This window comes from Leifsonia sp. 10N434, from assembly GCF_056394405.1.
The window spans coordinates 114,945-140,992 of sequence record NZ_JBFTHV010000004.1 but is presented as its reverse complement, the minus strand read 5'-3'; the positions used below and the strand labels follow the sequence as shown (position 1 = coordinate 140,992).

General features: G+C 69.8%; 28 protein-coding genes and 1 tRNA gene. 20 read left to right on the top strand and 9 right to left on the bottom strand.

Annotation, left to right across the window (positions count from 1 at the left end):
* Nucleotides 1–10: 10 nt before the first annotated feature.
* The 6 genes from eno to AC1DB1_RS12020 all read left to right on the top strand — a co-directional run bounded on the left by eno (nucleotide 11) and on the right by AC1DB1_RS12020 (nucleotide 6,056).
* A complete protein-coding gene (gene eno, locus AC1DB1_RS12045) occupies nucleotides 11–1,291 on the top strand; it encodes a phosphopyruvate hydratase (protein ID WP_271175262.1) in 1,281 nt (426 codons plus the stop codon).
* A gap of 170 nt (nucleotides 1,292–1,461) precedes the next feature.
* Nucleotides 1,462–2,079, top strand: coding sequence for a hypothetical protein (locus AC1DB1_RS12040; RefSeq protein WP_477200930.1), 618 nt, complete (start codon nucleotides 1,462–1,464; stop codon nucleotides 2,077–2,079).
* A gap of 224 nt (nucleotides 2,080–2,303) precedes the next feature.
* Nucleotides 2,304–2,831, top strand: coding sequence for an FtsB family cell division protein (locus AC1DB1_RS12035; protein WP_477200929.1), 528 nt, complete (start codon nucleotides 2,304–2,306; stop codon nucleotides 2,829–2,831).
* A complete protein-coding gene (locus tag AC1DB1_RS12030) occupies nucleotides 2,828–3,343 on the top strand; it encodes a DUF501 domain-containing protein (protein ID WP_271175260.1) in 516 nt (171 codons plus the stop codon). The genes AC1DB1_RS12035 and AC1DB1_RS12030 overlap by 4 nt, the downstream gene beginning before the upstream one ends.
* Nucleotides 3,319–4,599 (top strand): S8 family serine peptidase, encoded by a 1,281-nt coding sequence (locus AC1DB1_RS12025; protein WP_271175259.1) that lies wholly within the window; start codon nucleotides 3,319–3,321, stop codon nucleotides 4,597–4,599. Before AC1DB1_RS12030 ends, AC1DB1_RS12025 begins: the two co-directional genes overlap by 25 nt.
* 38 nt (nucleotides 4,600–4,637) lie before the next feature.
* Entirely contained in the window at nucleotides 4,638–6,056 is a 1,419-nt protein-coding gene (locus tag AC1DB1_RS12020; protein ID WP_271175258.1) for an NAD(P)/FAD-dependent oxidoreductase, read from the top strand.
* 79 nt (nucleotides 6,057–6,135) lie between these two features.
* Here AC1DB1_RS12020 and AC1DB1_RS12015 read toward each other — a convergent pair whose 3' ends face one another.
* The gene (locus AC1DB1_RS12015; RefSeq protein ID WP_271175257.1) at nucleotides 6,136–6,309 is read right to left on the bottom strand and encodes a hypothetical protein; all 174 of its coding nucleotides are present in this window, start codon (nucleotides 6,307–6,309) and stop codon (nucleotides 6,136–6,138) included.
* 164 nt (nucleotides 6,310–6,473) lie between these two features.
* Here AC1DB1_RS12015 and AC1DB1_RS12010 point away from each other — a divergent pair, with 164 nt between their 5' ends.
* The 3 genes from AC1DB1_RS12010 to AC1DB1_RS12000 all read left to right on the top strand — a co-directional run bounded on the left by AC1DB1_RS12010 (nucleotide 6,474) and on the right by AC1DB1_RS12000 (nucleotide 9,252).
* On the top strand, nucleotides 6,474–7,346 hold the full coding sequence (locus tag AC1DB1_RS12010) for an NmrA/HSCARG family protein (RefSeq protein ID WP_271175256.1): 873 nt from the start codon (nucleotides 6,474–6,476) through the stop codon (nucleotides 7,344–7,346).
* 63 nt (nucleotides 7,347–7,409) lie between these two features.
* A complete protein-coding gene (locus tag AC1DB1_RS12005; RefSeq protein WP_271175255.1) occupies nucleotides 7,410–8,297 on the top strand; it encodes an SseB family protein in 888 nt (295 codons plus the stop codon).
* Nucleotides 8,298–8,427: 130 nt separating this feature from the next.
* A complete protein-coding gene (locus AC1DB1_RS12000; RefSeq protein WP_271175254.1) occupies nucleotides 8,428–9,252 on the top strand; it encodes an alpha/beta fold hydrolase in 825 nt (274 codons plus the stop codon).
* Between the two features lie 28 nt (nucleotides 9,253–9,280).
* On the opposite strand, the gene AC1DB1_RS11995 is transcribed toward AC1DB1_RS12000, so the two are convergent.
* Entirely contained in the window at nucleotides 9,281–9,814 is a 534-nt protein-coding gene (locus tag AC1DB1_RS11995) for a GNAT family N-acetyltransferase (protein WP_271175253.1), read from the bottom strand.
* 61 nt (nucleotides 9,815–9,875) lie between these two features.
* On the opposite strand from AC1DB1_RS11995, the gene AC1DB1_RS11990 reads away from it, so the two are divergent.
* From AC1DB1_RS11990 to AC1DB1_RS11980, 3 genes are all read left to right on the top strand, one after another.
* Nucleotides 9,876–10,649 carry an MBL fold metallo-hydrolase gene (locus AC1DB1_RS11990; RefSeq protein ID WP_477200928.1) on the top strand — a complete coding sequence of 258 codons (774 nt, stop codon included), beginning with the start codon at nucleotides 9,876–9,878 and terminating at the stop codon, nucleotides 10,647–10,649.
* A 40-nt stretch (nucleotides 10,650–10,689) separates the two neighbouring features.
* A complete protein-coding gene (locus tag AC1DB1_RS11985) occupies nucleotides 10,690–11,388 on the top strand; it encodes a helix-turn-helix transcriptional regulator (protein WP_271175251.1) in 699 nt (232 codons plus the stop codon).
* Between the two features lie 97 nt (nucleotides 11,389–11,485).
* On the top strand, nucleotides 11,486–11,893 hold the full coding sequence (locus tag AC1DB1_RS11980; RefSeq protein ID WP_271175250.1) for a VOC family protein: 408 nt from the start codon (nucleotides 11,486–11,488) through the stop codon (nucleotides 11,891–11,893).
* Nucleotides 11,894–11,908: 15 nt separating this feature from the next.
* On the opposite strand, the gene AC1DB1_RS11975 is transcribed toward AC1DB1_RS11980, so the two are convergent.
* The 4 genes from AC1DB1_RS11975 to AC1DB1_RS11960 form a co-directional block, all read right to left on the bottom strand.
* Nucleotides 11,909–12,367, bottom strand: coding sequence for a hypothetical protein (locus tag AC1DB1_RS11975; RefSeq protein ID WP_271175249.1), 459 nt, complete (start codon nucleotides 12,365–12,367; stop codon nucleotides 11,909–11,911).
* A 35-nt stretch (nucleotides 12,368–12,402) separates the two neighbouring features.
* Nucleotides 12,403–12,759: a hypothetical protein gene (locus tag AC1DB1_RS11970; protein ID WP_271175248.1), complete on the bottom strand. Its 357-nt coding sequence runs from the start codon at nucleotides 12,757–12,759 to the stop codon at nucleotides 12,403–12,405.
* Between the two features lie 90 nt (nucleotides 12,760–12,849).
* A tRNA-Leu gene (locus tag AC1DB1_RS11965) sits at nucleotides 12,850–12,923 on the bottom strand.
* Nucleotides 12,924–13,037: 114 nt separating this feature from the next.
* Nucleotides 13,038–14,498: an MFS transporter gene (locus AC1DB1_RS11960; RefSeq protein ID WP_271175247.1), complete on the bottom strand. Its 1,461-nt coding sequence runs from the start codon at nucleotides 14,496–14,498 to the stop codon at nucleotides 13,038–13,040.
* Between the two features lie 131 nt (nucleotides 14,499–14,629).
* On the opposite strand from AC1DB1_RS11960, the gene AC1DB1_RS11955 reads away from it, so the two are divergent.
* From AC1DB1_RS11955 to AC1DB1_RS11945, 3 genes are all read left to right on the top strand, one after another.
* Nucleotides 14,630–15,205 (top strand): TetR/AcrR family transcriptional regulator, encoded by a 576-nt coding sequence (locus AC1DB1_RS11955; RefSeq protein ID WP_271175246.1) that lies wholly within the window; start codon nucleotides 14,630–14,632, stop codon nucleotides 15,203–15,205.
* 205 nt (nucleotides 15,206–15,410) lie between these two features.
* Complete coding sequence (locus AC1DB1_RS11950) at nucleotides 15,411–15,779, top strand: VOC family protein (protein WP_271175245.1); 369 nt, start codon at nucleotides 15,411–15,413, stop codon at nucleotides 15,777–15,779.
* 285 nt (nucleotides 15,780–16,064) lie between these two features.
* The gene (locus tag AC1DB1_RS11945; RefSeq protein WP_271175244.1) at nucleotides 16,065–16,454 is read left to right on the top strand and encodes a YchJ family protein; all 390 of its coding nucleotides are present in this window, start codon (nucleotides 16,065–16,067) and stop codon (nucleotides 16,452–16,454) included.
* Nucleotides 16,455–16,472: 18 nt separating this feature from the next.
* On the opposite strand, the gene AC1DB1_RS11940 is transcribed toward AC1DB1_RS11945, so the two are convergent.
* Nucleotides 16,473–18,611, bottom strand: coding sequence for an Ig-like domain-containing protein (locus tag AC1DB1_RS11940; protein WP_271175243.1), 2,139 nt, complete (start codon nucleotides 18,609–18,611; stop codon nucleotides 16,473–16,475).
* Between the two features lie 200 nt (nucleotides 18,612–18,811).
* On the opposite strand from AC1DB1_RS11940, the gene AC1DB1_RS11935 reads away from it, so the two are divergent.
* The 5 genes from AC1DB1_RS11935 (at nucleotide 18,812) to AC1DB1_RS11915 (ending at nucleotide 24,269) form a co-directional block, all read left to right on the top strand.
* A complete protein-coding gene (locus AC1DB1_RS11935; RefSeq protein ID WP_271175242.1) occupies nucleotides 18,812–19,465 on the top strand; it encodes a TetR/AcrR family transcriptional regulator in 654 nt (217 codons plus the stop codon).
* Nucleotides 19,462–20,718 carry an MFS transporter gene (locus AC1DB1_RS11930; protein ID WP_271175241.1) on the top strand — a complete coding sequence of 419 codons (1,257 nt, stop codon included), beginning with the start codon at nucleotides 19,462–19,464 and terminating at the stop codon, nucleotides 20,716–20,718. The genes AC1DB1_RS11935 and AC1DB1_RS11930 overlap by 4 nt, the downstream gene beginning before the upstream one ends.
* A complete protein-coding gene (locus AC1DB1_RS11925) occupies nucleotides 20,718–21,989 on the top strand; it encodes an amino acid deaminase/aldolase (RefSeq protein WP_373877093.1) in 1,272 nt (423 codons plus the stop codon). Before AC1DB1_RS11930 ends, AC1DB1_RS11925 begins: the two co-directional genes overlap by 1 nt.
* On the top strand, nucleotides 21,986–23,299 hold the full coding sequence (locus AC1DB1_RS11920; RefSeq protein WP_271175240.1) for a D-arabinono-1,4-lactone oxidase: 1,314 nt from the start codon (nucleotides 21,986–21,988) through the stop codon (nucleotides 23,297–23,299). The genes AC1DB1_RS11925 and AC1DB1_RS11920 overlap by 4 nt, the downstream gene beginning before the upstream one ends.
* 253 nt (nucleotides 23,300–23,552) lie before the next feature.
* Nucleotides 23,553–24,269 (top strand): hypothetical protein, encoded by a 717-nt coding sequence (locus tag AC1DB1_RS11915; RefSeq protein ID WP_271175239.1) that lies wholly within the window; start codon nucleotides 23,553–23,555, stop codon nucleotides 24,267–24,269.
* A gap of 205 nt (nucleotides 24,270–24,474) precedes the next feature.
* Here AC1DB1_RS11915 and AC1DB1_RS11910 read toward each other — a convergent pair whose 3' ends face one another.
* Together AC1DB1_RS11910 and AC1DB1_RS11905 are read right to left on the bottom strand one after the other, a co-directional pair.
* Nucleotides 24,475–25,209, bottom strand: coding sequence for an ABC transporter permease (locus AC1DB1_RS11910; protein WP_271175238.1), 735 nt, complete (start codon nucleotides 25,207–25,209; stop codon nucleotides 24,475–24,477).
* The gene (locus tag AC1DB1_RS11905) at nucleotides 25,206–25,997 is read right to left on the bottom strand and encodes an ABC transporter ATP-binding protein (protein ID WP_309297476.1); all 792 of its coding nucleotides are present in this window, start codon (nucleotides 25,995–25,997) and stop codon (nucleotides 25,206–25,208) included. Before AC1DB1_RS11905 ends, AC1DB1_RS11910 begins: the two co-directional genes overlap by 4 nt.
* Nucleotides 25,998–26,048 lie beyond the last annotated feature (51 nt).

The following is a 26,048-nucleotide window of genomic DNA, read 5'->3' as shown; positions in this document are numbered from 1 at the left end:
GGAGTTAGTTGTGGCTCAGATCGAAGCTGTAGGCGCACGCGAGATTCTCGACTCGCGCGGAAACCCGACCGTCGAGGTCGAGGTACTTCTCGACGACGGCACGGTCAGCCGCGCCGCTGTTCCGTCCGGTGCGTCCACCGGCGCGTTCGAGGCCTACGAGCTTCGCGACGGCGACAAGGACCGCTACCAGGGCAAGGGCGTGCAGAAGGCCGTCGACGCCGTGCTCGACGAGATCGGCCCGGCCATCGAGGGCTTCGAGGCCGCCGACCAGCGTCTGGTCGACGCCGCCATGATCGAGCTCGACGGCACCGACAACAAGAAGCGCCTCGGCGCCAACGCCATCCTCGGCGTGAGCCTCGCCGTCGCCAAGGCCGCGGCCGACTCGGCCGACCTGCCCCTCTTCCGCTACCTCGGCGGCCCGAACGCGCACACGCTCCCGGTTCCGATGATGAACATCATCAACGGTGGAGCGCACGCCGACACCGGCGTCGACATCCAGGAGTTCATGGTGCTGCCGGTCGGCGCCGAAACGTTCTCCGAGGCCCTCCGCTGGGGCGTGGAGACCTACCACTCGCTCAAGTCGCTGCTCAAGCAGCGCGGTCTGAGCACCGGCCTCGGCGACGAGGGCGGCTTCGCTCCCGAGCTCGAGAACAACCGTGCGGCCCTCGACTTCATCTCGGAGGCCATCCAGAACGCCGGCTTCACCGTGGGAACCGACATCGCCCTCGGCCTCGACGTGGCATCGACCGAGTTCTTCGAGAACGGCGTGTACCGCTTCGAGGGCCAGGACCGCACCGCGGCCGAGATGTCGGCCTACTACGCCGACCTCGCCGCCAACTACCCGCTGGTCTCGATCGAGGACCCGCTTGCGGAGGACGACTGGGAGGGCTGGGCCCACCTCAACGCCGAGCTCGGCTCCAAGCTGCAGCTCGTCGGAGACGACCTGTTCGTCACGAACCCCAAGCGCCTCGCCCAGGGCATCGCCGCAAAGGCCGCGAACAGCATCCTGGTCAAGGTCAACCAGATCGGCACTCTGACCGAGACGCTCGACGCCGTGTCGCTGGCGCAGCGCAACGGCATGACCGCCGTGCTCTCGCACCGCTCCGGCGAGACCGAGGACACCACCATCGCCGACCTGGCCGTCGCCACCGACGCCGGCCAGATCAAGACCGGTGCCCCGGCCCGCTCCGAGCGCGTCGCCAAGTACAACCAGCTGCTCCGCATCGAGGAGGAGCTGGGCGAGGCCGCCGTCTACGCCGGCCGCAGTGCGTTCCCGCGATTCACGGCGTAACGCCACCGCACCACCCCCGAAGGCCCCCGGATGCTCGTCCGGGGGCCTTCGTCGCGCGCCGGCCCTTGACCACCGGGCGCCGGCCGTCGTTTGCCACTCGTGGTGGTCATCCGGGCGTGTTGACCACCATAAGTGGCAAACGACGGAGGCGTCATGCTTAGGTGAACGCTGTGGCAGGTGAGCCGAAGTCGACGGAAGCGGGCGAAGAGGATGACTTCGTCGTGCCCGCGGGCGCGCCGATCCGGGTTGCTGATTGGCTGGCGCCGCCCTTGATTCTCGGTGCGTTGGCCATCGGAGTCCTCTGGTTCGTCATGCAATCGCACGTCGAGACCTGGCAGACCGCGTTCATCGGTGTGATGGGCGCCGTGACAGTTGGCGCCGCGGTCACGCAGGCGATGCTCGGCTACCGGGCTTTCCGGGATATGACGTACTGTGCGGTGAAGCGCTATCAGGCCGCTGGGCTCGCATCGCTCGGGACGCTCGGGGTGCTCACGGTATTCGGGACGCTTCCCGTCAGCGTTGTCCTCCTCGGTGTTGCGGGCTATCGAGCCGGTGTAATCGATGCGCGACCCGTTCGCTCGGCGGCTCGGTTGCTTTCGCCAGCGGGCTGGTATCGCCTCGCAGTGTGGTCCGGGATTCTCACGGTCGTAGTGACTCTCGCGAAACCGCTGACCCAAGGGATCGGAATCGTCCCCCTCGAGATCGTCACGGCGCTCGTTGCCGTAGGTGCGTCCTTCATCGCGGGTTTCGCTTACCGTCTGTGCCCCGAGCGGTACCGCTTCTTCTGATCTGCACGCACGGTTCGAAGCGTCGTTTGCCAGTCGTGGTGGTCATCCGGGCGTGTTGACCACCACAAGTGGCAAACGACGGCGGGCAGTCGAGCGCGGGGATCGACAGTGTGCGCGTACGCGGGCGCGGGGCGTCCCGGAGGTTCCCGGGTGCGTGACGTAGCATGAAACGTGGCCTCCACCCGGCCGCACCGCTCCCGTCCGCGACACACCCAGGAGGCTCCGTGGCCACGCCCCGCTCCCGTCGCGTACCGGTGAAGATGGAGAGCACCACGGAGACCGGCCGATGGCTCCGGGGCATCCACTTCTCGGGTTTCTCGCTGGTGATGATGGGGCTGCTCATCCTGGCCGTCGTGATTCTCGCGCCGACGCTGCAGGGCTACGTGCAGCAGCGCCAGCAGATCGCGGACCAGCAACAGGCCGTCGACCAGCTGACGGCGCAGGTGAACACGCTCAAGAGCGAGCGGGCGCGCTGGAACGACCCCAGCTACATCCGTGCGCAGGCCCGCGACCGGCTCTACTACGTGATGCCCGGTGAGGTCAGCTACCTCGTGATCGACGACCGCAAGCCGGCGGCGAAGAAGGCGGACGCTCCAGTCAGCTCGAAGCTGCAGAAGACCGAGAGCGACTGGCTCGACTCCCTGTTCGGCTCGTTCATGGGCGCAGGGCTCAGCACGGCCAGCCCCGCTCAGCTCTCCGGAACACCGGCCCCCACTCCGACACCCACCCCGACCCCTGGCGGCAAGCAATGACCACCCCACCGTTCGATCCTGTGACCGATGAGGACATCGCCATCGTCTCCGCGCAGCTGGGCCGCCCGGCGCGCAACGTCGTCGGCATCGCCGCGCGCTGCGTCTGCGGCAATCCGACGGTCGTCTCGACCGCTCCGCGGCTCGACGACGGCACGCCGTTCCCGACGTTCTACTACCTGACGCACCCGGCCGCCACGGCCGCGCTCTCGCAGCTCGAGGCGACCCAGGTGATGAACGAGTACAACGAGCTCCTCGAGACCGACGACGCGGTGCGTTCGCAGTACGCGGCCGCTCACGAGGCGTACCTCGCCGACCGCGAGAGCATCGCGCTGGTCGAGGAGATCCACGGCATCTCGGCCGGCGGCATGCCCGTGCGGGTGAAGTGCCTGCACGCGCTCGGCGCTCACGCTCTCGCGGCGGGTCCCGGCGTCAACCCGATCGGCGACCTGGCGCTGGAACGCGCCGACTGGTCGCCCGAGGTCTGCGAATGCGTGGACGTCACCGCCGGATGAACCGTCTCGGCCGTGGTGGAGCCGCTTTCGTCGCAGGGATCGTCCTCGCCCTGCTGGCGCCGTCCGTCGCGCACGCCGACCAGGTGCGCGACCTCGAGTACTGGCTGAACGACTACGGATTCTCTCAGGCGTGGAAGACCACGCAGGGTGCCGGTGTGAAGGTCGCGGTGATCGACACGGGCGTCGACGGCACCGTGCCCGACCTCAAGGGCGCGATCGTCGGCGGCACGGATGTGTCGGGTGTGGGCGCCGCGAACGGTCAGAAGCCGCTCGGCGACGGCGACGCGGCCAACCACGGCACGTGGGTGGGTTCGCTGCTCGCCGGACGCGGCACAGGACCGGGCAGCGGCGTGCTCGGTGCCGCACCCCGGGCGTCGATCCTCACCGCCTCGGTGGCGCTCGGCGAGGCATCCGGATCGATCAGCAGCGACGACCAGATCGCCAACGCCGTGCGATGGGCCGTCGACAACGGCGCCGAGGTGATCAACATGTCGCTCACGCGCAACACCCTCGATTGGCCGACCTCGTGGGACGACGCGTTCGAGTACGCGTTCCAGCACGACGTGGTGATCGTCGCGGCGGCGGGCAACCGTGGCAGCGGCACGACCGAGGTCGGCGCGCCGGCGACGATCCCCGGCGTGCTCACGGTGGCCGGCGTCGACCGTCAGGGCAAGGCCAGTTTCGACGCGTCGTCCCAGGGCATCACCATCGGAGTCTCGGCGCCCAGCGAACAGCTGGTGGGGGCGAACCCCGGCGGCGGGTACGTGCAGTGGGCGGGCACGAGCGGCGCTGCGCCCCTCGTGTCCGGCGCCGTCGCACTCGTGCGGGCCGCGCATCCGGAGCTCAAGGCGGCCGACGTGATCGAGCGGATCATCAAGACAGCCAAGCCCGTTCCCGGCCCGGTGCCGAGCCCGATCTACGGCTTCGGGCTGCTGGATGCCCAGGCCGCGGTCACCGCCACGGTGCCGCACGTCTCGGCGAACCCGATGGGCGACCTCTCGGAATGGATCAAGATCCACCGTCGCGCAGAGACGCCGACGACCCCGGCCCCCGGCAGTGCGCCGGTCACCACCAGCACCCCGCAATCGCTCGCACCGGAGCGTTCGGTGCGGATGGATCAGCTTCTCTGGCCGCAATGGAGCGCCCTCACCACCTTCTGGCTGCCGTTCAGCCTGATCGCCGGATTCACCGCTCTCGCCGCCCTCGGCGGGGTCGGCGCATGGCGGCATTTCAGGCGGACGCCCAGCAAGGAGTAGATTAACCGCATACTTTCGTGTTGAGGAGACCGTTCACTGTGCCCAAAATCCTGATCGTCGGCGGCGGATACGCCGGTTTTTACACCGCGTGGAAGCTCGAGAAGCAGCTGCGCAAGGGTGAAGCAGAGGTCACCATGGTTGACCCGCTGCCGTACATGACCTACCAGCCGTTCCTTCCTGAGGTCGCAGCCGGGTCGATCGAGCCGCGTCACGCGGTCGTCGCCCACCGTCGCCACCTCACCAAGACGAACATCATCTCGGCCAAGGTCACCTACATCGACCACGCCAAGAAGACCGCCACCATCGAGCCTCTCGTCGGTGAGTCGTACGAGTTCGAGTACGACATCGTCGTGGTCACCGCCGGCGCCGTGTCGCGCACGTTCCCGATCCCGGGCGTCGCCGACCAGGCCCTCGGCCTCAAGACCATCGAAGAGGCGGTGGCGATCCGCGACAAGGTCCTCACCAACTTCGACAAGGCGGCCAAGCTGCCGGCCGGCCCCGAGCGCGACCGTCTGCTGACCTTCGTGGTCGTCGGCGGCGGCTTCGCCGGAATCGAGATCTTCGCCGAGCTCCGCTCGTTCGCGAGCGCGCTGCTCAAGAACTACCCGGAGATCTCTTTCGAGGACACGCACTTCCACCTCATCGAGGCGATGGGCCGCATCATGCCCGAGGTCTCGCTGCCGACGAGCCACTGGGTGATCAAGAACCTCGCCCAGCGCGGCGCGGAGATCCACCTCGACACCCAGCTGTCGAGCGCGGTCGACGGCGTCATCGAGCTCTCGACCGGCGAGTCGTTCGAGACCGACCTCATCGTCTGGACCGCCGGTGTCATGGCGAACCCGACGATCGTCCGTCACACCGACCTCCCCATCGAGGAGCGCGGCCGTCTGCGCGTCCGCGCCGACCTCCGCGTCGGTACCGACGAGGAGATCGTCAAGGACGCCTGGGGCGCCGGCGATGTCTCGGCCGTCCCCGACCTGACCGGCGGCGGCGTCGGCGGCTACTGCGTACCGAACGCCCAGCACGCCGTTCGCCAGGGCAAGCTGCTCGCGAAGAACATCATCGCGGACCTCCGCGGCGAGCTGCCCCGTCAGTACTTCCACAAGAACCTGGGTGCGGTCGCCGGTCTCGGCGTCGGCGTCGGCGTCTTCCAGTCGGGCAAGCTGGCCATCAAGGGCCTCCCGGCCTGGTGGGCGCACCGCGGCTACCACGGTCTCGCGATGCCGAGTTGGGAGCGCAAGTGGCGCGTCGTCGGCGACTGGATCGGTGGCTTCTTCCTCGGCCGCGACATCGTCTCGCTGAGCGCCGTGCAGGCCCCGCGCGCGGTCTTCGAGGAGTTCGCGTCGCGTCCGAAGCCGCCTGCGGTCGAGTCGGCCCCGGCCGTCGAGGCGCCCAAGAAGGCTCCGGCCCGCAAGACTGCGGCCAAGAAGGAGACCGTCGAGGTCCCCGCCAAGTAAGGCAGAGCGCTCTGCGGAGGCCCGGTACGACACACGTCGTGCCGGGCCTTCGTCGTTGACGGGTGCTGGCCGCCGCCGCTCAGTCGAACTTGGGCAGCACGTGCACGGGGATCGCGATCGAGAGCGCGACGCACACGATGCCCGCGAAGAAGACCGCAGCCTGCCAGGCCGGAAGAGTGGTCGCGATGCCGAACAGCAGCAGCCCGCCGAGGAACAGAGCGAAACAGACGATGACGCCGATCACGGTACTCATGCGGTACCTCCTTGGTGTGATCTCCGGCGCGAACGCCGTGGTGACCACGGTTGCGATCGCGGGTGGCGATCACCCTCAACGCTAGAACGCTTGGCGCGCACGTCAAGAGGCGTACCGTGTGCCGCTGAGGCGTTTCCGTGTGGAGGCGCCGGAGGAGATGCAGGATGGCTGTCAGCGGGATGCCCGGCGAGTACGCGCCTGGCGACGTGGTCGCAGTGGTGGGCGCGACAGGGAAGCAGGGCTCGGCGACGGCTCGGGAGTTGCTTGCGAGCGGTGCTCGGGTGCGAGCGCTCACGCGTGACGTCTCCTCCGACGCTGCGCTCGCCCTCGCCGCAGGCGGCGCCGAGCTCACCGCAATGGACCTGGATGACGCCGGCAGCATCGCCGCCGCCTTCTCGGGCGCCTCCCGCGTCTTCGCGATGGCCACGATGGCGGACGGCGGCCCCGAGAAGGAGACGCGACACGGGGTCGCCATCGCGGAGGCCGCGGCGGAGGCGGGGGTCGGCTACCTCGTCTACAGCTCGGTCGGCGGAGCGGAGCGTCACACCCACATCCCGCACTTCGAGAGCAAGCGGCGCGTCGAGGAGAGGATCGAGAGCCTCGGCATCCCGGCCACCGTGGTGCGCCCCGTGTTCTTCATGGACAATCTGCTCGGCACGCAGCCGGAGGACGGTGAGATCGTGGTGCGGCTGCCGGTGCCGGACGGCATCCCGATCCAGATGGTCGCCGTGCGCGACGTCGGACGGGTGTCCGCGAATCTCCTGCTCGCACCTCGGCTCGTCGGCGGGGCCGTCGAGATCGCCGGTGACGAGAAGACCGGATCGGAGATCGCCGGGGCCTTCGCCCGCCGGTCGGGCCTGCCTGCTCGGTACGTCGCCCTCCCGACGGACGGATTACCCGACGATCCGAAGCGCATGTTCGAGTGGTTCGCCCGGCTCCCCGCGTACCAGGCGGATTTCGAGATGACGCGCTCGCTCGATCCCGAGGTGCTCGATCTCGACGCGTGGCTGGCCGGGAGCTGGCCGGTCGACCGCTGAGACACCTGTTCCCAGCGCGCGTGCGCGACACCCGGCCGGCGCCCCGGTTCGAGCAGGGGCGCGATGGATGACATGCTGGGACAAGAACAACCGACCGCGACGGACGATGGGGGAGACGTGGGACTGTTCTCGAGGGGGAAGAAGACTGTCCAGCCACCGGCGCCGCCGGCGGAGCAGAAGCTCGTGCGCAACGAGCCGCTGCAGGCCGCGTTGCAGGCGTGGAGCACGGCGAAGGATGCGCGACGTTTCGCGGGCGTGCTGCGGCAGTGCGCCACCGGTGAGCTGCTGCTCGACGGCACAGGCTCGACGCTCGCCGATCCCGCACGTGGCTTCCAGCAGGGCGACACGCTCGCCATCGGCTACCGCACCGACGAGCACGGCCGGCGGCTGCTGCTCGCGTTCACTTCCAACGAGCGGCTCGCCGACTACCACGAGGGCGCCGCAGTCCTCTCGTTCGCCCAGCCGGCGGCGTCGACGCTCGCTCAGGCAGCGGAGGAGCCGTACGACGGCATCGCCATCGATCCCGGGTCGGACGGACTGTGCATCGCGTACGCCGACGAGATCCGTCGCCACCTCACCGACGAGCCGGCGCTCAACGAGGAGCTGAAGGCCGCACTCGTCACCCGCACGTTGCCGTGGGACGACCTCCTCGACGTCATCGGCCGCACGCGCACGGTGTTCATCGCGACGCAGGAGGCGCGGGACGAGTCCGGAGCGATCACCGGGATCTCAGTGCCGACGGTCGACGGCAAAAACGGCGAGACCTATGCGATCGCTTTCACGTCGCCGGCCGAGGTGTGGGCGTGGGCGCCTCCGTTCGACGCGCATCCGACGGGATTCTCGAACATCGCCAGAGCCGCTCTCGAGGACGGGACCGACGGTGTCGTGCTGAATCCGGCCGGGCAGTCGGTGCTGATCGCGCCCGATGAGCTGGCGCGGTTTGCTCGCTGAGCACGTCCACAGCCCGTACCCAGCCGACTGTCGCCATTCGTTAACCTGCGGGGGATGGCGTCGCTGAGCGACGAGAGGCAGAGTGGGAAGCGGCGCCGACCGGCGACGAGCTATGACATGGAGGAGAAGCATGGGTACTGTGACGACTGCTGACGGCACGGAGATCTTCTACAAGGATTGGGGCACCGGTCAGCCGATCGTGTTCAGCCACGGCTGGCCCCTCTCGGCCGACGACTGGGACACGCAGATGCTGTTCTTCCTCAGCCACGGCTACCGCGTTGTGGCCGCCGACCGGCGTGGACACGGCCGCTCGACGCAGACCAGCGACGGCCACGACATGGACCACTACGCCGCGGACCTGCGCGCCGTGGTCGAGCACCTCGACCTGACGGACGCCATCCACGTCGGCCACTCGACCGGTGGCGGCGAGGTCGCCCACTACATCGCCACCTACGGCGAAGACCGGGTGGCCCGCGCCGTTCTGATCAGCTCGGTCCCGCCGATCATGGTGCAGACCGAGAACAACCCGGGCGGACTGCCCAAGAGCGTGTTCGACGACCTGCAGGCGCAGCTGGCGCACAACCGGTCCGAGTTCTACCGGGCGCTGCCGTCCGGCCCGTTCTACGGATTCAACCGTCCCGGCGCCGAATCGTCGGAGGCCATCATCGAGAACTGGTGGCGCCAGGGGATGATGGGCGGCGCGAAGGCGCACTACGACGGGATCGTCGCGTTCTCCCAGACCGACTTCACGGAGGACCTGAAGAAGATCTCGGTGCCGGTGCTGGTGATGCACGGCGACGACGACCAGATCGTGCCGTACGCCGACTCCGGGGCGCTCTCGGTGAAGCTGGTGCAGAACGGCACGCTCAAGACCTACGCCGGGTTCCCGCACGGCATGCCGACCACGCAGGCCGACACGATCAACGCCGACCTGCTCGAGTGGCTGCAGTCCTGAGCGGGCGCACGCCCTGACATCCGGATGGTCACCCGAGCCCGCGCGACGGCGAGCGCACGGCCTGCAGGTCGTACGCCCAGGCGTTGACGCGGATCGGGTGGCCCTTCGGATACTCGAAGTCCTCTTCGCCGTGGTGCACGAAGCCCGCGGAGCGGCAGAGCGCGTTCGAGGCGGCGTTGTCGACGCGCGGAAACGCGAGGATGAGCGCGCGGTCGCCGTGCTCCGCCGCGTGACGCAGTACCGCGGCGAGCGCGCGTGAGGCGACGCCGCGACCCTGGAACGGCTCCGTCACACCCCAGCCCGTCTCGTAAACGTCGCCGTCGTGCCAGGTCGCCGGCCAGTAGCCGATCGTGCCCACCGCATCCGGTTCGCCTGCGAGGCGGATGGTGAACATCGCGGAGTCGCCGGTCTCCCAGCCGTGCCGGTAGCGCTCGTTGCGTTCGACCAGCTTCTCGGCCGTCTCCGGGCCGCCGAGGAACGCTGTCATCCGCGGGGTGTTCGTGCGCTGCAGCACGGGGAGATCGTCGGCGGTCCACGGCTGGAGGGAGACTTCGTCGCTCATGCGCCGCAGACTACGCCGGGCCCCCGACGCCGCAGTCTCGCGGATCGGCCAGACTGGAGCGGTGACGAACACTCTTCGATCGATGTCCGAGGTGGCGGCCGGGGTGCACTTCGTCGAGGGCCCCGCCTCGAACTGGGTCGTGCTCATCGGTGTGGACGACGTCGCGCTGATCGACTCCGGCTATCCGAAGGACCTGCCGCTCGTCGTCGAGTCCATCCAGCGTGCCGGCGGCCGCGTCGACGACCTGACGACCATCGCCGTGACGCACGGCCACAGCGACCACATCGGGTCGGCGGCCGCCCTCGTCGACCGCACGGGAGCCCGCGTGCTGGGCTCGACGGACGAACTGCCGAACATCCGGCGCACGGAGCTGCACCAGATCGGGGTCGGCGACATCCTGGCCGTGTTGTGGAAGCCGCTGATCGCGCGCTGGACCGTGCATGCCGTGCGCGCAGGCGGCCTCGGCGACGTCGGCGTCGCGTCGGCCGCCGGGTTGCCGGCGTCGGAGGCCGGGCCGGACGCGCTGCGGCTCGCCGGGCACCGGGTGCTCCCGGTGCTCGTTCCCGGGCACACCCCGGGCCACACCGCGTACCTGCTGCCGGATGCACGTGCCCTGGTCACGGGAGACGCCGTGATCTCCGGGCATCCGACCACGCGTGAGCTCGGGCCGCAACTGCTCGCGCCGATGTGGCATAGCGACCCGGCGCTGGCCGAGCGGTCGTTGGCGGCGCTGGCGGAGCTGTCCGCCGATACCGTGCTCCCCGGTCACGGCCCCCTGCTGCGGATCACGCCGCCAGTGCTCGTCGAGAGCGCGCTGCGTCGCGACGGAGACTGACCCCGGCCATCCGGTCGGAGGGATGGCTTATCGTCGGATTGTGAACAGGACGGATCGCCTCTACGCGCTCGTGGAGGAGCTGCGCGCGGTGGCGCCCCGCCCGCTGAGCGCCCGGCGCCTCGCCGAGCGGTTCGAGGTCAGCGTGCGAACGGTCGAGCGCGACATCAGCGCGCTGCAGCAGTCGGGCACCCCGATCTGGGCGGAGCCCGGGCGCACCGGCGGATACTGCCTCGACAGAGAGCGCACGCTACCTCCGGTGAACTTCACGCCGACCGAGGCGGTGGCGATGGCGGTCGCCCTCGACCGGATGGCGGGCACGCCGTTCCAGGCGGCGGCGCAGACAGCGCTCCGCAAGCTGGTCGCGGCGATGCAGAGTGGCGACGCTTCGGCCGCCCGTGAGCTCGCAGCACGCGTGCACCTGCTCGGCGACGGTGCGACGGCCGCTTCGGTGCCGCCGCTGATCGCCGACGCCCTGTCGGCCGGCCGGGTGCTGCGCATCCGCTACCGGGATGCCGGCGGCGCGGTCACCATGCGGGACATCGAGCCGCTCGGGTACATCGGCAAGACGCACGACTGGTACCTCGTGGCCTGGTGCCGGCTGCGAGAGGGCGTTCGTGCGTTCCGCACCGACCGGATCGTCTCCAGCGTCGTGACGGCGGAGGTGCCGGAGCCGCGCGAACTGAGCGCCGACGAGCTGGACATCCCGTACGGCGACCTCCGGCAACTGTCGTTGACCTGACCGGCGCCAGGATCGCGTGTAAACACCGACAGGGGGCTGTCGCGGAGACGCGGGAGGCTGAACTGCCGGGATGGTCCCGGCGGAACGGAATCCCCTCATGAACCTCGTATCGCTCCGCATCATCACCGACGACGTCACCCGGCTCGCCGACTTCTACGCCCGCCTCATCGGCGCGACGGTCGCGCGCCTCACCGAGCACTTCGCCGAGGTCCGCACGCCGTCGGCGACGCTCGCCATCGGCAGCACGGCGACGGTCGGGCTGTTCGGCGTCGGATCGGCGCGACCGGCGGACAACCATTCGGCGATCATCGAGTTCCTGGTCGACGATGTCGATGCTGAGTACGCGCGGCTCGCGGCGTGGGTCGACGAGTTCGTTGCCGCACCGACCACGATGCCGTGGGGGAACCGCTCACTGCTGCTGCGCGATCCGGACGGCAACCTCGTCAACCTGTTCGCGCCGGTGACCCCGGATGCGATCGAGAAGTTCGCGCGATTCGAGCGGTGACCCTGGCCGGCGCCGTCAGGCGATCAGTGCGCCGATGACGCCGAGCGCGACCATGACGAACACCAGCAGGTCGGTCCAGGTCGCCACGGTCTCTTCGGTGTTCTTGCCCTGCTTCGCGATGTGCCGGAATCCGGCCATGCCGAGGTAGATCGCCCCGGGTACCGCGCCCAGGATGCCCCAGCCGGGCACGAACGGAGCCACCAGCCCCACCAACCCCATGCTGAGGTTCGCGAAGGCGAGCTCGTGGACGACCAGCTCGGCGGCGTGATCCTCGATCCCGAGAATGCCTTTCGTGGTGCGCGCGGGGTTGGTGAGCTGGCTGATGCCGACGACGGTGAGGCGCGTCCCGACACCCCAGAACGCCCACCACAGGCCGAGCACGACGAGAGGGCTCCCTCCCGCCACCGCGAGGTGGATGATGCCCGAGACCAGGGGCAGCACGAGCGTCTGCAGCAGCACCAAAAGGATGTACACGCGCGACCTCCTCTTCGCTCTCGCCGCGACCGTACTCAGGCCGTGTGACGCTTCGCGGACGCGACGACGACGCCGGCGAGCAGAGCGATGACGCCGAGGAGGGCGACGGTCGCGCCGATCCAGAGACCCGCGTAGTCAGGCGCCACAGCGAGCTCGATGCCGCCGCCGGCGGCCTGGGTGTACTGCCGGTAGACACCGACCGGAAGCGTCGGGATGGCCGAGTTGAACAGGGTTACGCGGTCGGCGGGTGCCTTCGCGACGGACTCCACGAGGCCGCCCACGATCATGGCGATCGCGCCGCCGACGATCAGCAGCAGGGCCAACGGTCGCCAACGGCGCACGGAGGCGGTCGTTGTCGCGATCGGCGCTTCGCCCCGGTGAGCATCGGTCATGCTGAGACATTAGCGCCAGCAGCCGCTCTGACGCTCGTTTTCGACGTCGAAGAGGGAGCGGGACGGTGAGCGGCGAGGTATCCGCGTACGTGCCCCCAGTGGGATTCGAACCCACACTCGGGCGATTTTAAGTCGCCTGCCTCTGCCAGTTGGGCTATGGGGGCCCGGGCTCAATGCTATCGAGCGACACGCGAAGGCCCGCGACACGCGAAGGCCCGCGACACGCGAAGGCCCGCGACACACGTGGTGTCGCGGGCCCTCGAATCCGGATGCGGATCTCAGTGCAGCACGACCGGGGCCGCGCCCTCCTCGTCGCCGGCCGTCGCGGGGATGCGCCGGCCCCAGATGGCGAACAGCACGAGGGCCGCCGCAGGGAACGCCGCGCCGATCAGCAGGCTGGTCGAGATGCCACGAGCCTCGCCCGAGATGGCCGTCACCCCGACGAACACGGTGGTCAGCACCGCGACGCCGATGCTGCCGCCGAGCTGCTGCATCCCCTGCAGGAGGCTGGAGGCGGCGCTCACCTCGTCCTTCGGCGCCTGAGCCATGGCGATCGAGGTGAGCGGGGCGAAGGTGAGGCCCGCACTGATGCCGAGCACGATCGCCGGGCCCAGGATTCCCGACCAGAACGTGCTGGCGGCGTTCATCTGGCCCAGCCAGACGAGGCCGATCACCATTCCGCTGAGGCCGGCGACGCCGACCACCTTCTCGCCGATGCGGGGGAGGAAGCGGGGAGCGATCTCGTTGGTCACGAGCATCGCTGCGACGAACGGCAGCAGCGCGAGTCCGGTGCCGAGCGGGTCGAAGCCGAGCACGTGCTGGGTGAACAGGGCGGCGAAGTAGAAGAACCCGAACATCCCGGCCGGCACGAGGAGCATGCCGAGCAGTGGTGTCGCCGTGCGCATGCTTGAGAAGAAGTGCAACTGCACGACGGGGCTCGAGTGGCGCCGCTCGATGAAGATCAGCCCGACGAGCGCGACGATCGCGACGGCGAAGGAGATCAGCGTCTGCGGATCGGTCCAGCCGTGGCTCGCCGCGCGGGTGAACGCGTAGACCAGCGCGACCATGCCGATCGTCGAGACGGCGGCGCCGCCGACATCCAGCTTCGCCGGTACCCGCTTCGTCTCGCGCAGGAACAGCGCGGCGCCCGCGATGATCAGGATGCCGATCGGCACGTTCACGAACATCACCCACTCCCAGCCGAAGCTGGTCGTGAGGAAGCCGCCGAGGATCAGGCCGATCGCCCCGCCGCTCCCGGCGGCGAGCACGAACAGCGACATGGCGCGGGCGCGGTTCTGGCCCTCGGTGGTGTTCTCGACGAGCAGCACGAGGGTGCTCGGCGCTGCGATGGCGGCGCCCACACCCTGCAGCACGCGCGCTGCCACGAGCACCTCCGGGGTCGGGGCGAAGCCGCCCATCGCCGACGCGACGATGAACACGGCGACGCCGACGATCAGCGCGAGGCGTGCTCCGACGATCGAGCCGATCTTGCCGCTGAGCAGGATGAGGCCGCCGAACGCCAGGGCGTATGCGGTGACCACCCAGGAGAGGTCGGTGGGGGAGAAATGCAGCTCCTTCTGGATGTCGGGGAGCGCGACGTTCACGATGCTGGCGTCGACCACGAGCATGAGCTGCGTGATGAAGACGACGATGAGGCCGAGGGCCGGGCCGCGGAGGCCTCGGCGGATGGATACTGCCGGTGTGTTCGATGTGTTCTGGCTGAGTTCGGTGGTCGTCATGCTGGCGCATCCGTTTCTCGGGGACGTAGACTGCTATACGGAGAGACTCTCCTCTTGAGTGTTCAAGAATACGGAGACTGTCTCCGCTTTGTCAACGGTGACGAAGTGAACAGTTCGGAAAGGAAGCCCACGTGGCCGGCGAGACCCTCACTCAGGCCAAGCCGCTGCGCGCGGACGCGCAGCGCAACTACGACAAGATCGTGCAGGTCGCGTGCGCGGCGTTCAGCGAGCACGGCGTGCAGACGTCGCTCGACGACATCGCCAAGCGTGCCGGTGTCGGCGCGGGCACGCTGTACCGGCACTTCCCGAGCCGCGACTGCCTACTGGCCGCCGCGCTGGTGGAGAGCCGGCAGGGCCTGGACCAGCGTGCGGAGGAGCTCCTGCAGCATCCGGATGCCGGCGAAGCCCTCAACGAGTGGCTGATCGATCTCGCTCGTCACCTCTCGAGCTACGACGGACTTCCCGACTCGGTCGCCGAATCGGTCAACGACGAGTCGTCACCGCTGACCGCGCCGTGCAGCATGATGAAGTCCGCGACCGCATCGCTGCTGCAGCGCGCCCAGCGTGCCGGCGCCGTGCGCGACGAGGTGCAGAGCGACGATCTGTTCGTCTTCGCCAGCTCGCTGGCCTGGGCGGCGAACAAGAGCGGCTACAGCCGCGACGACCTGCGCCGGGTGCTCAACCTTTTTCTGGCTGGACTGCGCTGACGAGGGCGCGGCCGCTGACGTGTGGCTGCCTGGCGCGTCAGCGCTTGCGGTACGGCGCCTTCACCAGCTGGACGATGGCGCCCAGCGCGAGCGCCCCGCCCACGACGATGACGAGCCAAATGAATCCGATGAGATATCCAGCCATGGGGACACGGTACACCTCGGCACGCTGGCGGATCGGGCGGACCAGGCGGATACTGTCCGCATGATCCGGATCGGTTCCATCGTGTGGGGCGTGCGCGACGTGCAGGGCGCCATCCGGTTCTGGACCGAGGCGCTCGACTACCGCACGCTGCGTGAGCCCGATGTCGACTGGGCGATCCTCGTGCCGCGCGAAGGACACGGTCCGCAGCTGGCGATCAGCCAGGTCACGTCGACGGCGCACGATCATCAGCGCCACCATCTCGATCTCTACGCCTTCGACCAGGAGGACGAGGTCGAGCGCCTCGTCGGCCTCGGTGCCCGTCGGGTCGACTGGGAGTATCCGGACGATGCCGACTACATCGTGCTCGAGGATCCGGACGGGAACCGCTTCTGCGTCGTGCAGGCCGGCGAGGTCGCGAACCACCTGTGAGACCGGGGTTCTCGCGCACTGTGAGAGAACCCTCAGCGCTCGCAAAGCCCCCGCCCACGTCCGCGACGCACAATGATCGAGACGCCCGATCTGGTGTGGTGTCCTCGACCCGGCCGCGGTCCCTGAGATCCCCCCGACGGTGGCCGCGACCGGGTCTTCCGCCACGGGGCGTCTGCTCATCGCCGCGGCGGCGACGGTCCTCGGGACGACCGGCGTCGCGCGACGATGTGCGCACGATCGGCCATCCGGATGCCGCCGCCGGGGCGGCCCGGGTAGCCTCGACGGGTGACCACCGCATCCACGACGCCCGTCCGCTGCCCGTGCCTCAGCGGGGAGACGTACGACCAGTGCTGCGGCCCGATCCATCGTGGTGAGCAGGACGCTCCCACCGCCGAGCGGCTGATGCGTTCGCGCTTCTCCGCGTTCGCCCTCGGTGACGTCTCCTACCTCCTGCGCAGCTGGCACCCCTCGACCAGACCGACGTCGCTCGAGCTCGATCCCGGTCTCCGCTGGTATCGGCTCGACATCGTGCGCACCGAGAAGGGTGGTCCGTTTGACCGCGACGGGATCGTCGAGTTCGAGGCGTACTACAAGGGCGCGGACGTGGGGATGCAGCACGAGGTGTCGCGCTTCGTCCGCGAAGGCGGCACGTGGTTCTACGTCGACGCGGCGTGAGCGGCTACGCCCGGTGTCTCACTGCCGGGACGGCTCGACGAAGCGGTCCCACAGCCACACGCACAGACTCAGCGCCGCGAAGGCCAGGGCGGCCAGCGTGACCATGAGCCAGTTCGCGCCCGACTGCACCAGCGAGGCGACCGGGAGCAGCAGTGCGAACAGCAGCGTGTAGACCACCAGGCTGAGCCCGAGCCAGAGCAGCCGCGACCATTGGAAGACGGCGCGGCCGGCGAGGGCGCCGACCGGGATGAGCGCGACGGCGGCCGACCCGATCGCGAGCAGGGAGATGGCGTTCACCAGTTCGAGCAGGAACGCCGACACCGCGCCCGTCGGATGGGGGAGCACGCCCACGGTCAGCCAGGCGAGCACGCCGATGCCGGCGAGGCCGGCGAGCTGAACGGAGGCGATCTGACCGCGGGCGACCCGGCTGGCCCCGTCGGCGAGCACCACGCCCAGGATGAGTCCGAAGAGCAGTGCCGGCTGCAGGCCGAACACCCGGGAGAGTATCGCCATGGCTCCGACGATGAGCAGCTGATACGGCTGGAAGACGATGCGCGCATGGCCGCCGGCGAGGTGCGGGGCGGTCCAACGCGCGAGGCCGACCCAGAGACCGTTGACAGCGACGAGGGCGATCGCGATCGCCAACACGACGCGTACGTAGGCGGCGGCGTCGTCGACCGGGCTCGAAAGGGTCACGAGCGCGGCCGCGGCGACGAACGCGGCGGGGATGGACCAGCGGCTGTGGGCGGGGAGCGCCGATGCGGCCGGCGCGTCCGCGGCAGCCGAGCCGGCCGGCCCGAGTCGCGCATCCGCTTCGCGAAGCTCGGCGCGGCTGCGGTTGCGCCCGAACAGGGCGGCGCGCCGCGGCTCGCGCTCGCCGGAGCGGGTGCGAGCGATGGTGCCTGCGAGCAGGCGCGCAGGCAGCGCGAGCAGGAGCAGCGCGGCGACGGCAAGCAGCAGGGAGCGCAGCCAGCCGGGGAAGGCCTCCGCTGTGACGACGGGCGCCGACGCCGTGGTGAACGGTGTTCGCATCCAATCGGGCATCCCCGGCAGATGCTCCCCGGCGTACGGCGACGGGGTCGGGCTCGGTGCCGGGGGCACGGCGGGCGCCGCCGATGATGGGGGAGTGGTCGGTTCCGCGGAGGGCGAGTCTGGCGATCGGGGCGTGCCGCTCGGGCTCGGCGACGGAGAGGCGAAACGCAGAGGAACGGTGTTGCTGCCCGGGCTCACGTTGCCGGCCGCATCCCGCTGCAGGGCCGAGATCAGGAAACTGCCCGATCGCAGCGTCCCCTGGCAGCGCCAGATCCCCGCCGCCACGGTGGCCGTGCAGACCACCGTGCTCCCCGCGTCGTCGCTGGCGTAGACCGTGATGTGCGCGCCGGTCTCGCCGCGTCCGGCGAAGGTGACCGCCTGACCCGGCTTCGCGATCGCGCCGGTACGCGGCGACGTGATCGCCGGTCGCCCGGGCGCCGTGGTGTCGACAGTGATCGACACGCGGGCGCTCGCCGCGGAGCTCTGCGCAGAGAAGTCCGCGCGCTGGCTGGCGGTGACGGTGTAGTGGCCGGAGGCGAGGCCGCCGAGCACGCAGCCCCACGACCCGTTCGAATCGGCCGGGAATCGGCAGGTGGCGCCGTTGCTCGCCCGCACGGTCACGTCGGCTCCGGGATACGCGGTGCCGTGCACGCCACCTCCGGTGATGAGGCCGCCGGGAGCGCCGTCGATGGTGGGCGGGGAGAGTGCCGCCACCCTCGCCGTCGACGAGAGGCCGGTGCGGACCGACGTGGCGCGGATGACGACCGATGGGCCATCCGGGAGGGAGCCGAGCGCGCAGGCCCAGCGTCCGGAGGCGGCGACTGTCACGGTGCACCGGGAGCCGGCGGATCCGCCTGCGCCGCCGGAGATCTGCAGGCGGTCGCCCGGCGTTCCCGATCCGGTCACGCGCAGCGGGAGGGCGGTGACGAGGTCGCTGCCCGGGTCGTCGATGGTCGGGGCTTCAGCCGGCGGGGTCGGGGTGCCGGTGGGTGTCGCGATGTCGCTCGGTGCGGTGTCGGCGGGAGACGCCGCACTCTCGGGCGGGCTTGATGATGGCACGGCGTCGGCGTGCGCGGCGGGGACGAGCGCTGTCAGCAACGCCGCACTGAGCAGCACGGTGAGCACAGAGCCCACGATGAGTCCGGTCGACCCCCTCGACCGGACTGGTGGTGCATGAGACAGAGATTGCGCCATTCCACCCCATTTCAGGTGCCACCGGCATCGCGTGTCAAACCGGCGGGCCGGATTTACGGCATACTGACAACTGGGTCAACCGTCCCACTTCTCGCGCAATGTGGCGCCCGAAGCTCCGGAGCAGGAGAGAAATGACGCGCATCTCCGCCGTCGACCGCCGTGCGGCACTGGTTCGTGCGGCAGTGCGGGTTGTGGCGCGCGACGGTGTCGCCGCCGCGACGACGCGGGCGATCGTCGCCGAGGCGGGGATGTCGCTGGCGAGCTTCCACTACGCCTTCACCTCGCGCGACGAGCTCATGGTCGAGTTGATCAACGCCGTTGTCGACGGTGAGGAGTCGGCCTTCGCTCCGGCACTCGCCCCTGTCGAGGGCGGCGTCACCATGCGCGACGCCGTGCGCGCGGGCCTGGAGCACTACCTCGACGGCGTGCGCGCCGATCCTGACCGCGAGAAGGCGATGTTCGAGCTCACCCAATGGGCCCTGCGCGAGCCGGGCTTCGAGCAGCTCGCCCGCCGTCAGTACGACCGCTATTTCAGCGTCGCGGAGTCCGCGCTCGCGAGCGCCGCCGCGCTCACCGGATGCTCGTGGACCCGGCCGGTCGCCGAGATCGCCCGGATGCTCGTGGTGCTGACCGACGGCCTCACCATCGCCTGGCTAGTGACCCGCGACGACCGCACCGCCACCGCCACCATGGATTTCGCCGCCGACGCGGTGGCGATGCTCGCAACGCCCGCACGTCCCGATCTCGCACCACCCACCGCTGACCCGATCGCGAGGACCCGATGACCCAGACCACACTCCCGGCGGTGTACGCCGAACCCACCAGAAAGGTCACGGGGCGCTGGATCGCGTTCTTCGCGATCGCTTGGCTCGGCATCTGGATGGCGCAGCTCGCGCCGATCCAGAAGCTGCTGCCCGACCAGGTGACCGCGCAGCTCAAGTCCACGTACTGGGTCGACAACGTCGTCGCCTTCGGCATCATCTCCGGGATCTCCGGCGTCTGCGCGATCGTGGCCTACCCGCTGACCGGCGCGCTGTCCGACCGCACCACGAGCCGCTTCGGGCGCCGTCGCCCGTGGATCGCGATCGGCGCCGTCGTCTTCGCCGTCTCGCTGGTGCTGCTCGGGGCCCAGACCTCGATCGTCGGCATCGGCGTGTTCTGGTCGCTCGCCCTCACCGGTTTCTGCATCCTCACGGCCGCCCTCACCGCGACGATCAGCGACCAGGTTCCCGTCGACCAGCGCGGCTACGTCTCCGGCTGGCTCAGTGCGCCGCAGGCGATCGGAATCATCCTCGGCGTCTCGCTGGTGACCTACGTCTTCGTCGGCACCTTCCTCGGATACACGGCGATGGCCGTGCTGCTGCTGGTGCTGGTGCTGCCGTTCCTCTTCCTTCCTGATGCGGTGCTTCCGCCGGAGCTCAAGCAGAAGATGACGTTCGGCGCGATCGTCGAGAGCCTCTGGATCAGCCCGCGCGAGCATCCGGACTTCGGCTGGACGCTGCTCAGCCGGGTGCTCGTCAACTTCGGCAACGCGTTCGGCACGACCCTCCTGCTGTACTTCCTGCAGTTCGGCCTGAAGGACCCGCACGCCGAAGACGACCTGCTGGTGCTCATCCTGATCTACATGGTCTTCGTGATCATCGCCTCGCTGGTGATGGGGCGCTGGTCCGACCGTATCGGCCGGCGCAAGGCGTTCGTCTTCCTCTCATCGGCCATTCAGGGCGTCGCGGCCCTGCTGCTCGCCTTCGTGCCCGACCTGTCGGTGGCGATGGTCGCCGCCGGTCTGCTCGGCCTCGGCTACGGATGCTTCCTCTCCGTCGACCAGGCCCTCGCCACGCAGGTCCTTCCCGACCCGGAGAACCGCGGAAAGGATCTCGGCATCATGAACATCGCCACCGCCGTCCCCCAGGCGATCGCCCCGCTCATCGGCGCCGGAGTGGTCGCGGCGATGGGCGGTTTCATGGGTCTCTTCATCATGTCCGGTGTCTTCGCGTTCGCGGGTGCTCTCGCGGTCGCCCGAGTGAAAGCAGTGCGCTAGTGCCCATCGATCTCTCCACCCGACCAGCCCCCGCCGAGCGCACCTGGACGACGCCCGACGTGTTCTGGCCGTCGCTCTCGGCGGCGACCGCCCGGCTCGACCCGGCGCTCGCCGTGCTCCACCTGCCGGCGTTGCGTCACAACACGCACGACATGCTGCGGCGAGCGGGCGGCAAGCCCATCAGGGTCGCGTCGAAGTCGGTGCGGGTGCGCTCGGTGCTGGATGCCGTGCTCGCGCTCCCCGGCTACCACGGCGTCCTCGCCTACACGCTGCCCGAGGCGCTCTGGCTCGCCGAGGGCTCCGACGGGCATCCGCCGATCGAGGACGTGGTGGTGGGTTACCCGACCGCCGACCGCGGCGCGATCGCCCGGCTCGCCGCCTCGCCGGAACTGGCGGCGCGGGTGACGCTGATGGTCGACTCCGTGGCGCAGCTCGACTTCATCGATGCCGTCGTGGCCCCGGATGCCCGCGAGCGCATCCGGCTCTGTCTTGAGCTCGACTCCTCGTGGAACAGCCCCGTTCTCGGGCACATCGGGGTCTGGCGTTCCCCTCTCTATGCGCCCGAGGCGGTACGCGCGGTCGCGGAGGCGATCGTGCAGCGACCGGGCTTCGCGCTGGTCGGGATGATGGGCTACGAGGCGCAGATCGCCGGGCAGGGCGACAATCCTCCCGGACGTCCTGCCTGGGGCGCGACGCTGCGCTGGGTGCAGAAGAACTCGAAGGCCGAGCTCGCCGATCGCCGCGCGCACGCGGTGGCGAGCGTTCGGGAGATCGCCGACCTCGAGTTCGTGAACGGCGGCGGCACCGGCTCGCTCGAGTTCACGGCGTCGGATGACTCGGTCACGGAGATCGCCGCGGGCAGCGGCCTGTTCGGCGGTCACCTCTTCGACACCTACAAGTCGTTCCGCCCGGCGCCTGCGGCGTCGTTCGCGCTGTCGGTCGTACGCCGGCCCGCACCGGAGACCGCGACGCTGCTCGGCGGCGGCTGGATCGCCTCCGGTCCTCCCGGCGCCGACCGGATGCCCCAGGTCGCCTGGCCGACCGGGCTCTCGATGGTCGAGCGCGAGATGGCGGGCGAGGTGCAGACGCCGCTCACCGGGGCGGCCGCGGGCGTGCTGCGCGTCGGCGACCGGGTCTGGCTGCGCCACACGAAGTCGGGCGAGCTGAGCGAGCACGTCGACGTCTTCCACCTCGTCGACACCGTCGACGGGCGGGCGGCCGTCGTCGACGCGGTGCCGAGCTACCGGGGCGAAGGCAAGGTCTTCCTGTGACGGCGACGGGGGCCGTGTGGCGCAACTGGGGCAGGACCGAGACAGCGCGCCCGGCGCGGGTCGAACGACCGGCGACCGCGGAGGCGGTGCAGCGCGCGGTCTCCGCGGCCGCGCGGCAGGGGATGCGGGTCAAGCCGGTCGGCGCCGGCCACAGCTTCACGGGCATCGCCGTGGCGCCCGGCGTTCAACTCGACCTGACCGACCTCAGCGGCGTGATCGCGGTCGATGAGGAGCTCGGGCGGGTGACCCTCGCGGCCGGCACCCGGCTCCACCAGTTGCCGCGCCTGCTGCGCCCGTACGGGCTGGCCCTCCAGAACATGGGCGACATCGACCGGCAGACGATCGCCGGTGCGACGTCGACGGGCACCCACGGCACCGGAGGAGGCTTCGGCGGCCTCGCGACCCAGATCGTCGCCCTGACGCTGGTGAACGGCGCCGGCGAACTGGTGCGGGTCAGCGAGACGGAGAACGCCGAGTTGCTGCCCGCCGTACGACTCGGTCTCGGCGCGCTCGGCGTGATCGTCGACATCACGGTGCAGTGCGTGCCGGCGTACCTGCTGCAGGCTGTCGAGCGGCCGGAGCCTCTGCAGCAGACGCTCGACTCGTTCCTGGAGCGCTCGGCCACCGAGGACCATTTCGAGTTCTACTGGTTCCCGCACACCGAGACGGCGCTCACCAAGACGAACACCAGGCTCCCGCTCACCGAACCGCGCGCTCCGCTGCCCGCATTCGGCCGCTGGGTCGACGACGAGTTGCTCGCCAACGGGCTCTATCGCGGCGTGTGCGCCCTCGGGACGGTCGTTCCCGCGGTCGTCCCGCCGTTCAGCCGGCTCGCCCAGAAACTCACCGGCAACCGCGACTTCACGGATGTCTCGCCGAGCGTCTTCGTGACGAACCGCTCGGTGCGGTTCCGCGAGATGGAGTACGCCATCCCGCGCGCATCGGTGCCGGAGGCGCTCGCCGAGGTGAAGGCGCTGATCGAGAAGCGGGGCTGGCGCATCTCGTTCCCGGTCGAGGTGCGGTCCGCAGCGGCCGACGACAACTGGCTGTCGACGGCGCACGGCCGCGAGACCGGCTACATCGCCGTTCACCGGTATTACCGCGAGGACCCGGCCGAGTACTTCCGGGCCGTCGAGGCGATCATGATGGCGCACGGCGGGCGACCGCACTGGGGCAAGATGCACACCCGGGATGCCGAATCACTGCGCTCCGCCTACCCGCGGTTCGACGACTTCGTGGCCGTTCGTGACCGTCTCGACCCCGAGCGCCTCTTCGCCAACTCCTACCTCCAGCGAGTGCTCGGCGCCTGAGTCCGCCGAAAAACGCCCGTTTCGGATGTCCCCAAACCGGGTGTCGACGACATTCTGTGCGCCGGCTGAGGAGTCCTCGGATTTCCGCGTAATTCCGGGGATTTCTCGGCTTTTTGCGAAAACGGGCTGAAACGGATGTGACGAATGTGACTCACGAGAATCTTGACAGCTTCTCAGTTCACTGAAACACTCCCTGCTAGCTGTGAGTTACCTGAGAGTTATTGAGAATAATTCATCTTCAGGAGAGGCCCCGATGTCCGACCGCATCACCCGTCCGTCCGCCACCGCGCCGCGACGCCTGCTCGTCTCCGTCGTCGCCATCGCTGTGGCCGCCGGTGTCGTCGCCTCCACGGTGGGCGCCGTCCCCACCGCGGCCGTCGAGGCGCGTGAGTCCGCCCGAGCGGCCGCCGTCACCACGCTGGTCGCCTCGCACCGGGCGTCGCTCGCCTCGGCCCGCGTCACCACCGCCGACACCCGTCGCACGGCTGTCGCCGCCGCAGCCTCGACCGAGATCGCGCGGGCGCGCTCCGTGCTCGCCTCGAGCGCCGGCCAGGCGGCGGAGAGCGGCCGCCGTGCGCTCGCGACGGCGATGGCCACCACATCGACCCGGGCGGCGACCTCGACCGCGTACCTGGTGACCGCATCCGTGGTTCACCTGAAAGAGGCGGAGAAGGCGGTCACCGACTCGGTCGCCGCATTCAAGGCGGCGGAGAAGAAGCGTCTCGCGGCGGCAGCGGCTGCCGCAGCGGCCGCTCGTGCGGCCGCCGAATACCAGCAGGCCCAGGCCGCCGCGTCGTACGCGAGCGCCGACAGCGGCTCGCACAACCAGACGGTGCAGGCGGCTCCGGCCGCGCCTGCTCCGCGATCTGTCCCGGGAGCGTCGTCCGCGCCCCCGGACAACTCGGGGTGCGGTCCGTGCCCCGGCGCCACGCTCGTGCTGACCCCATCGGGATATTGGGGTTGTCCGTAGCCGAGCTCTGACGGGGTCCGTCCGACCACGGACGCCGTCAGTGGAACGATCGTGGCGTCGACTTCTCCGGTGTCGGGCACTCGGAGAAGTCGACGCCGCATCGTCGTCCCCCCCGTCCGCCCCCCCCACACGCAATCGAGTCCGAACTTGTTGCACCAGACACGCCGTGCTGGGGTGCAACAAGTTCGGACTCGATTGCGTGTGGTCAGGCGGTGCGGCGCTGCAGGGTCAGCGAACCTCCGATGATGGCGGCGAGGGCGAAGGCGCCGATGATGAGCAGCTCGCCGCCGACGTAGGCCGCGTCGTGCGTATCGTTCGCGACGGCGTTGAGCGCATCGATGGCGTGCGAGAGCGGAAGCCAGTCGCTGATGATGTGGAGGGCATCCGGGAGCTGGTCGCGGGCGATGAAGATGCCGCCGAGCAGGATCTGCGGAAAGATCAGCGCCGGCATGAACTGCACGACCTGGAACTCGGTGCGCGCGAACGCGCTCACGAAGAGGCCGAGGGTCGTGCCCAGGATGGCGTCCGCCAGTGCGACGGCCACGAGCAGCCAGATGTTCCCCTTGATGTCGAGCCCGCAGACCCATACCGCGTACGCGACGGCGATGAGCGTCTGCACGATCGCCAGCAGCGCGAAGGCGAGCGTGTAGCCGAGGATGAAGTCGGCCCGGCCGAGCGGCATCGAGAGCAGGCGCTCGAGTGTGCCGGTGCGGCGTTCGCGCAGGGTGGTGATGCTCGTGACCAGGAACATCACGATGAAGGGGAACAGCGCCAGCATGGCCGGGCCGATGACGGAGAACGTGTCGGTGTCCGTGAAGATCCACGCGACCAGGCCGATGAGCAGGCTCGGCACGACGAGCAGCAGCAGGACCGTGCGCGGGTCGTGTCGGATCTGGTTCAGCACGCGGCCGGCGGTGGCGAGGGTGCGGGTGGCGTTCATCGCGCGTCCCCGTCGGTGGCGCCCGATTCGTCGCGTGGTTCGTCGCCGGTGTCGAGGGCGTGCCGCGGATGGTGCCGGCGGATGAGCGCGAGGAACGCGCCCTCGGCGTCGGCCTCGCCGGTCTGGGCGAGCAGGCCCTCCGGCGTCTCGTCCGCCAGCATCGCGCCGTCGCGCATCAGGAGGAGCCGGTCGCAGCGGGCGGCTTCGTCCATCACGTGGCTGGAGATGAGGAGGCTCGTGCCGCCCTCGGCGAGCCGGTGGAACAGCGACCAGAGCTCGACGCGCAGGAGGGGGTCGAGCCCGACGGTGGGCTCGTCGAGCACCAGGAGGTCGGGGGAGCCGAGGAGGGCCGCGGCGAGCGACACCCTACTGCGCTGGCCGCCCGAGAGCGTCGACACGAGCTGGGAGGCGTTGTCCTGGAGGTCGGTGGCGACGATCGCGCGTTCGACGTCGTCGGCGCCGGAGCCGAGCACCCGTCGGAAGTAGGAGAGGTTCTGCCGGACCGTGAGGTCGTCGTACACGCTCGCCGCCTGTGTGACGTAGCCGACGCGATGTCGCAGCGAGGCGGATCCGGCGGGCTCGCCGAGCACCTCGACCGTGCCGCCCGCCACCTTCTGCACGCCGACGATCGCGCGCATCAGCGTCGTCTTTCCGCAGCCGCTCGGCCCGAGCAGGCCGACGACCTGCCCGCGCGGGATGGTGAGCGTGAGCCCGTCGAGCACCGTGGTCCGTCCCCGGCGCACGCGGAGATCGTCGATCTCGACGGCGGCCCGCTCAGAATTCATCATGTGATGAATTATTCGCCCGTGTGCCGCCGCGCGTCAAGGGATGCGGCCGGA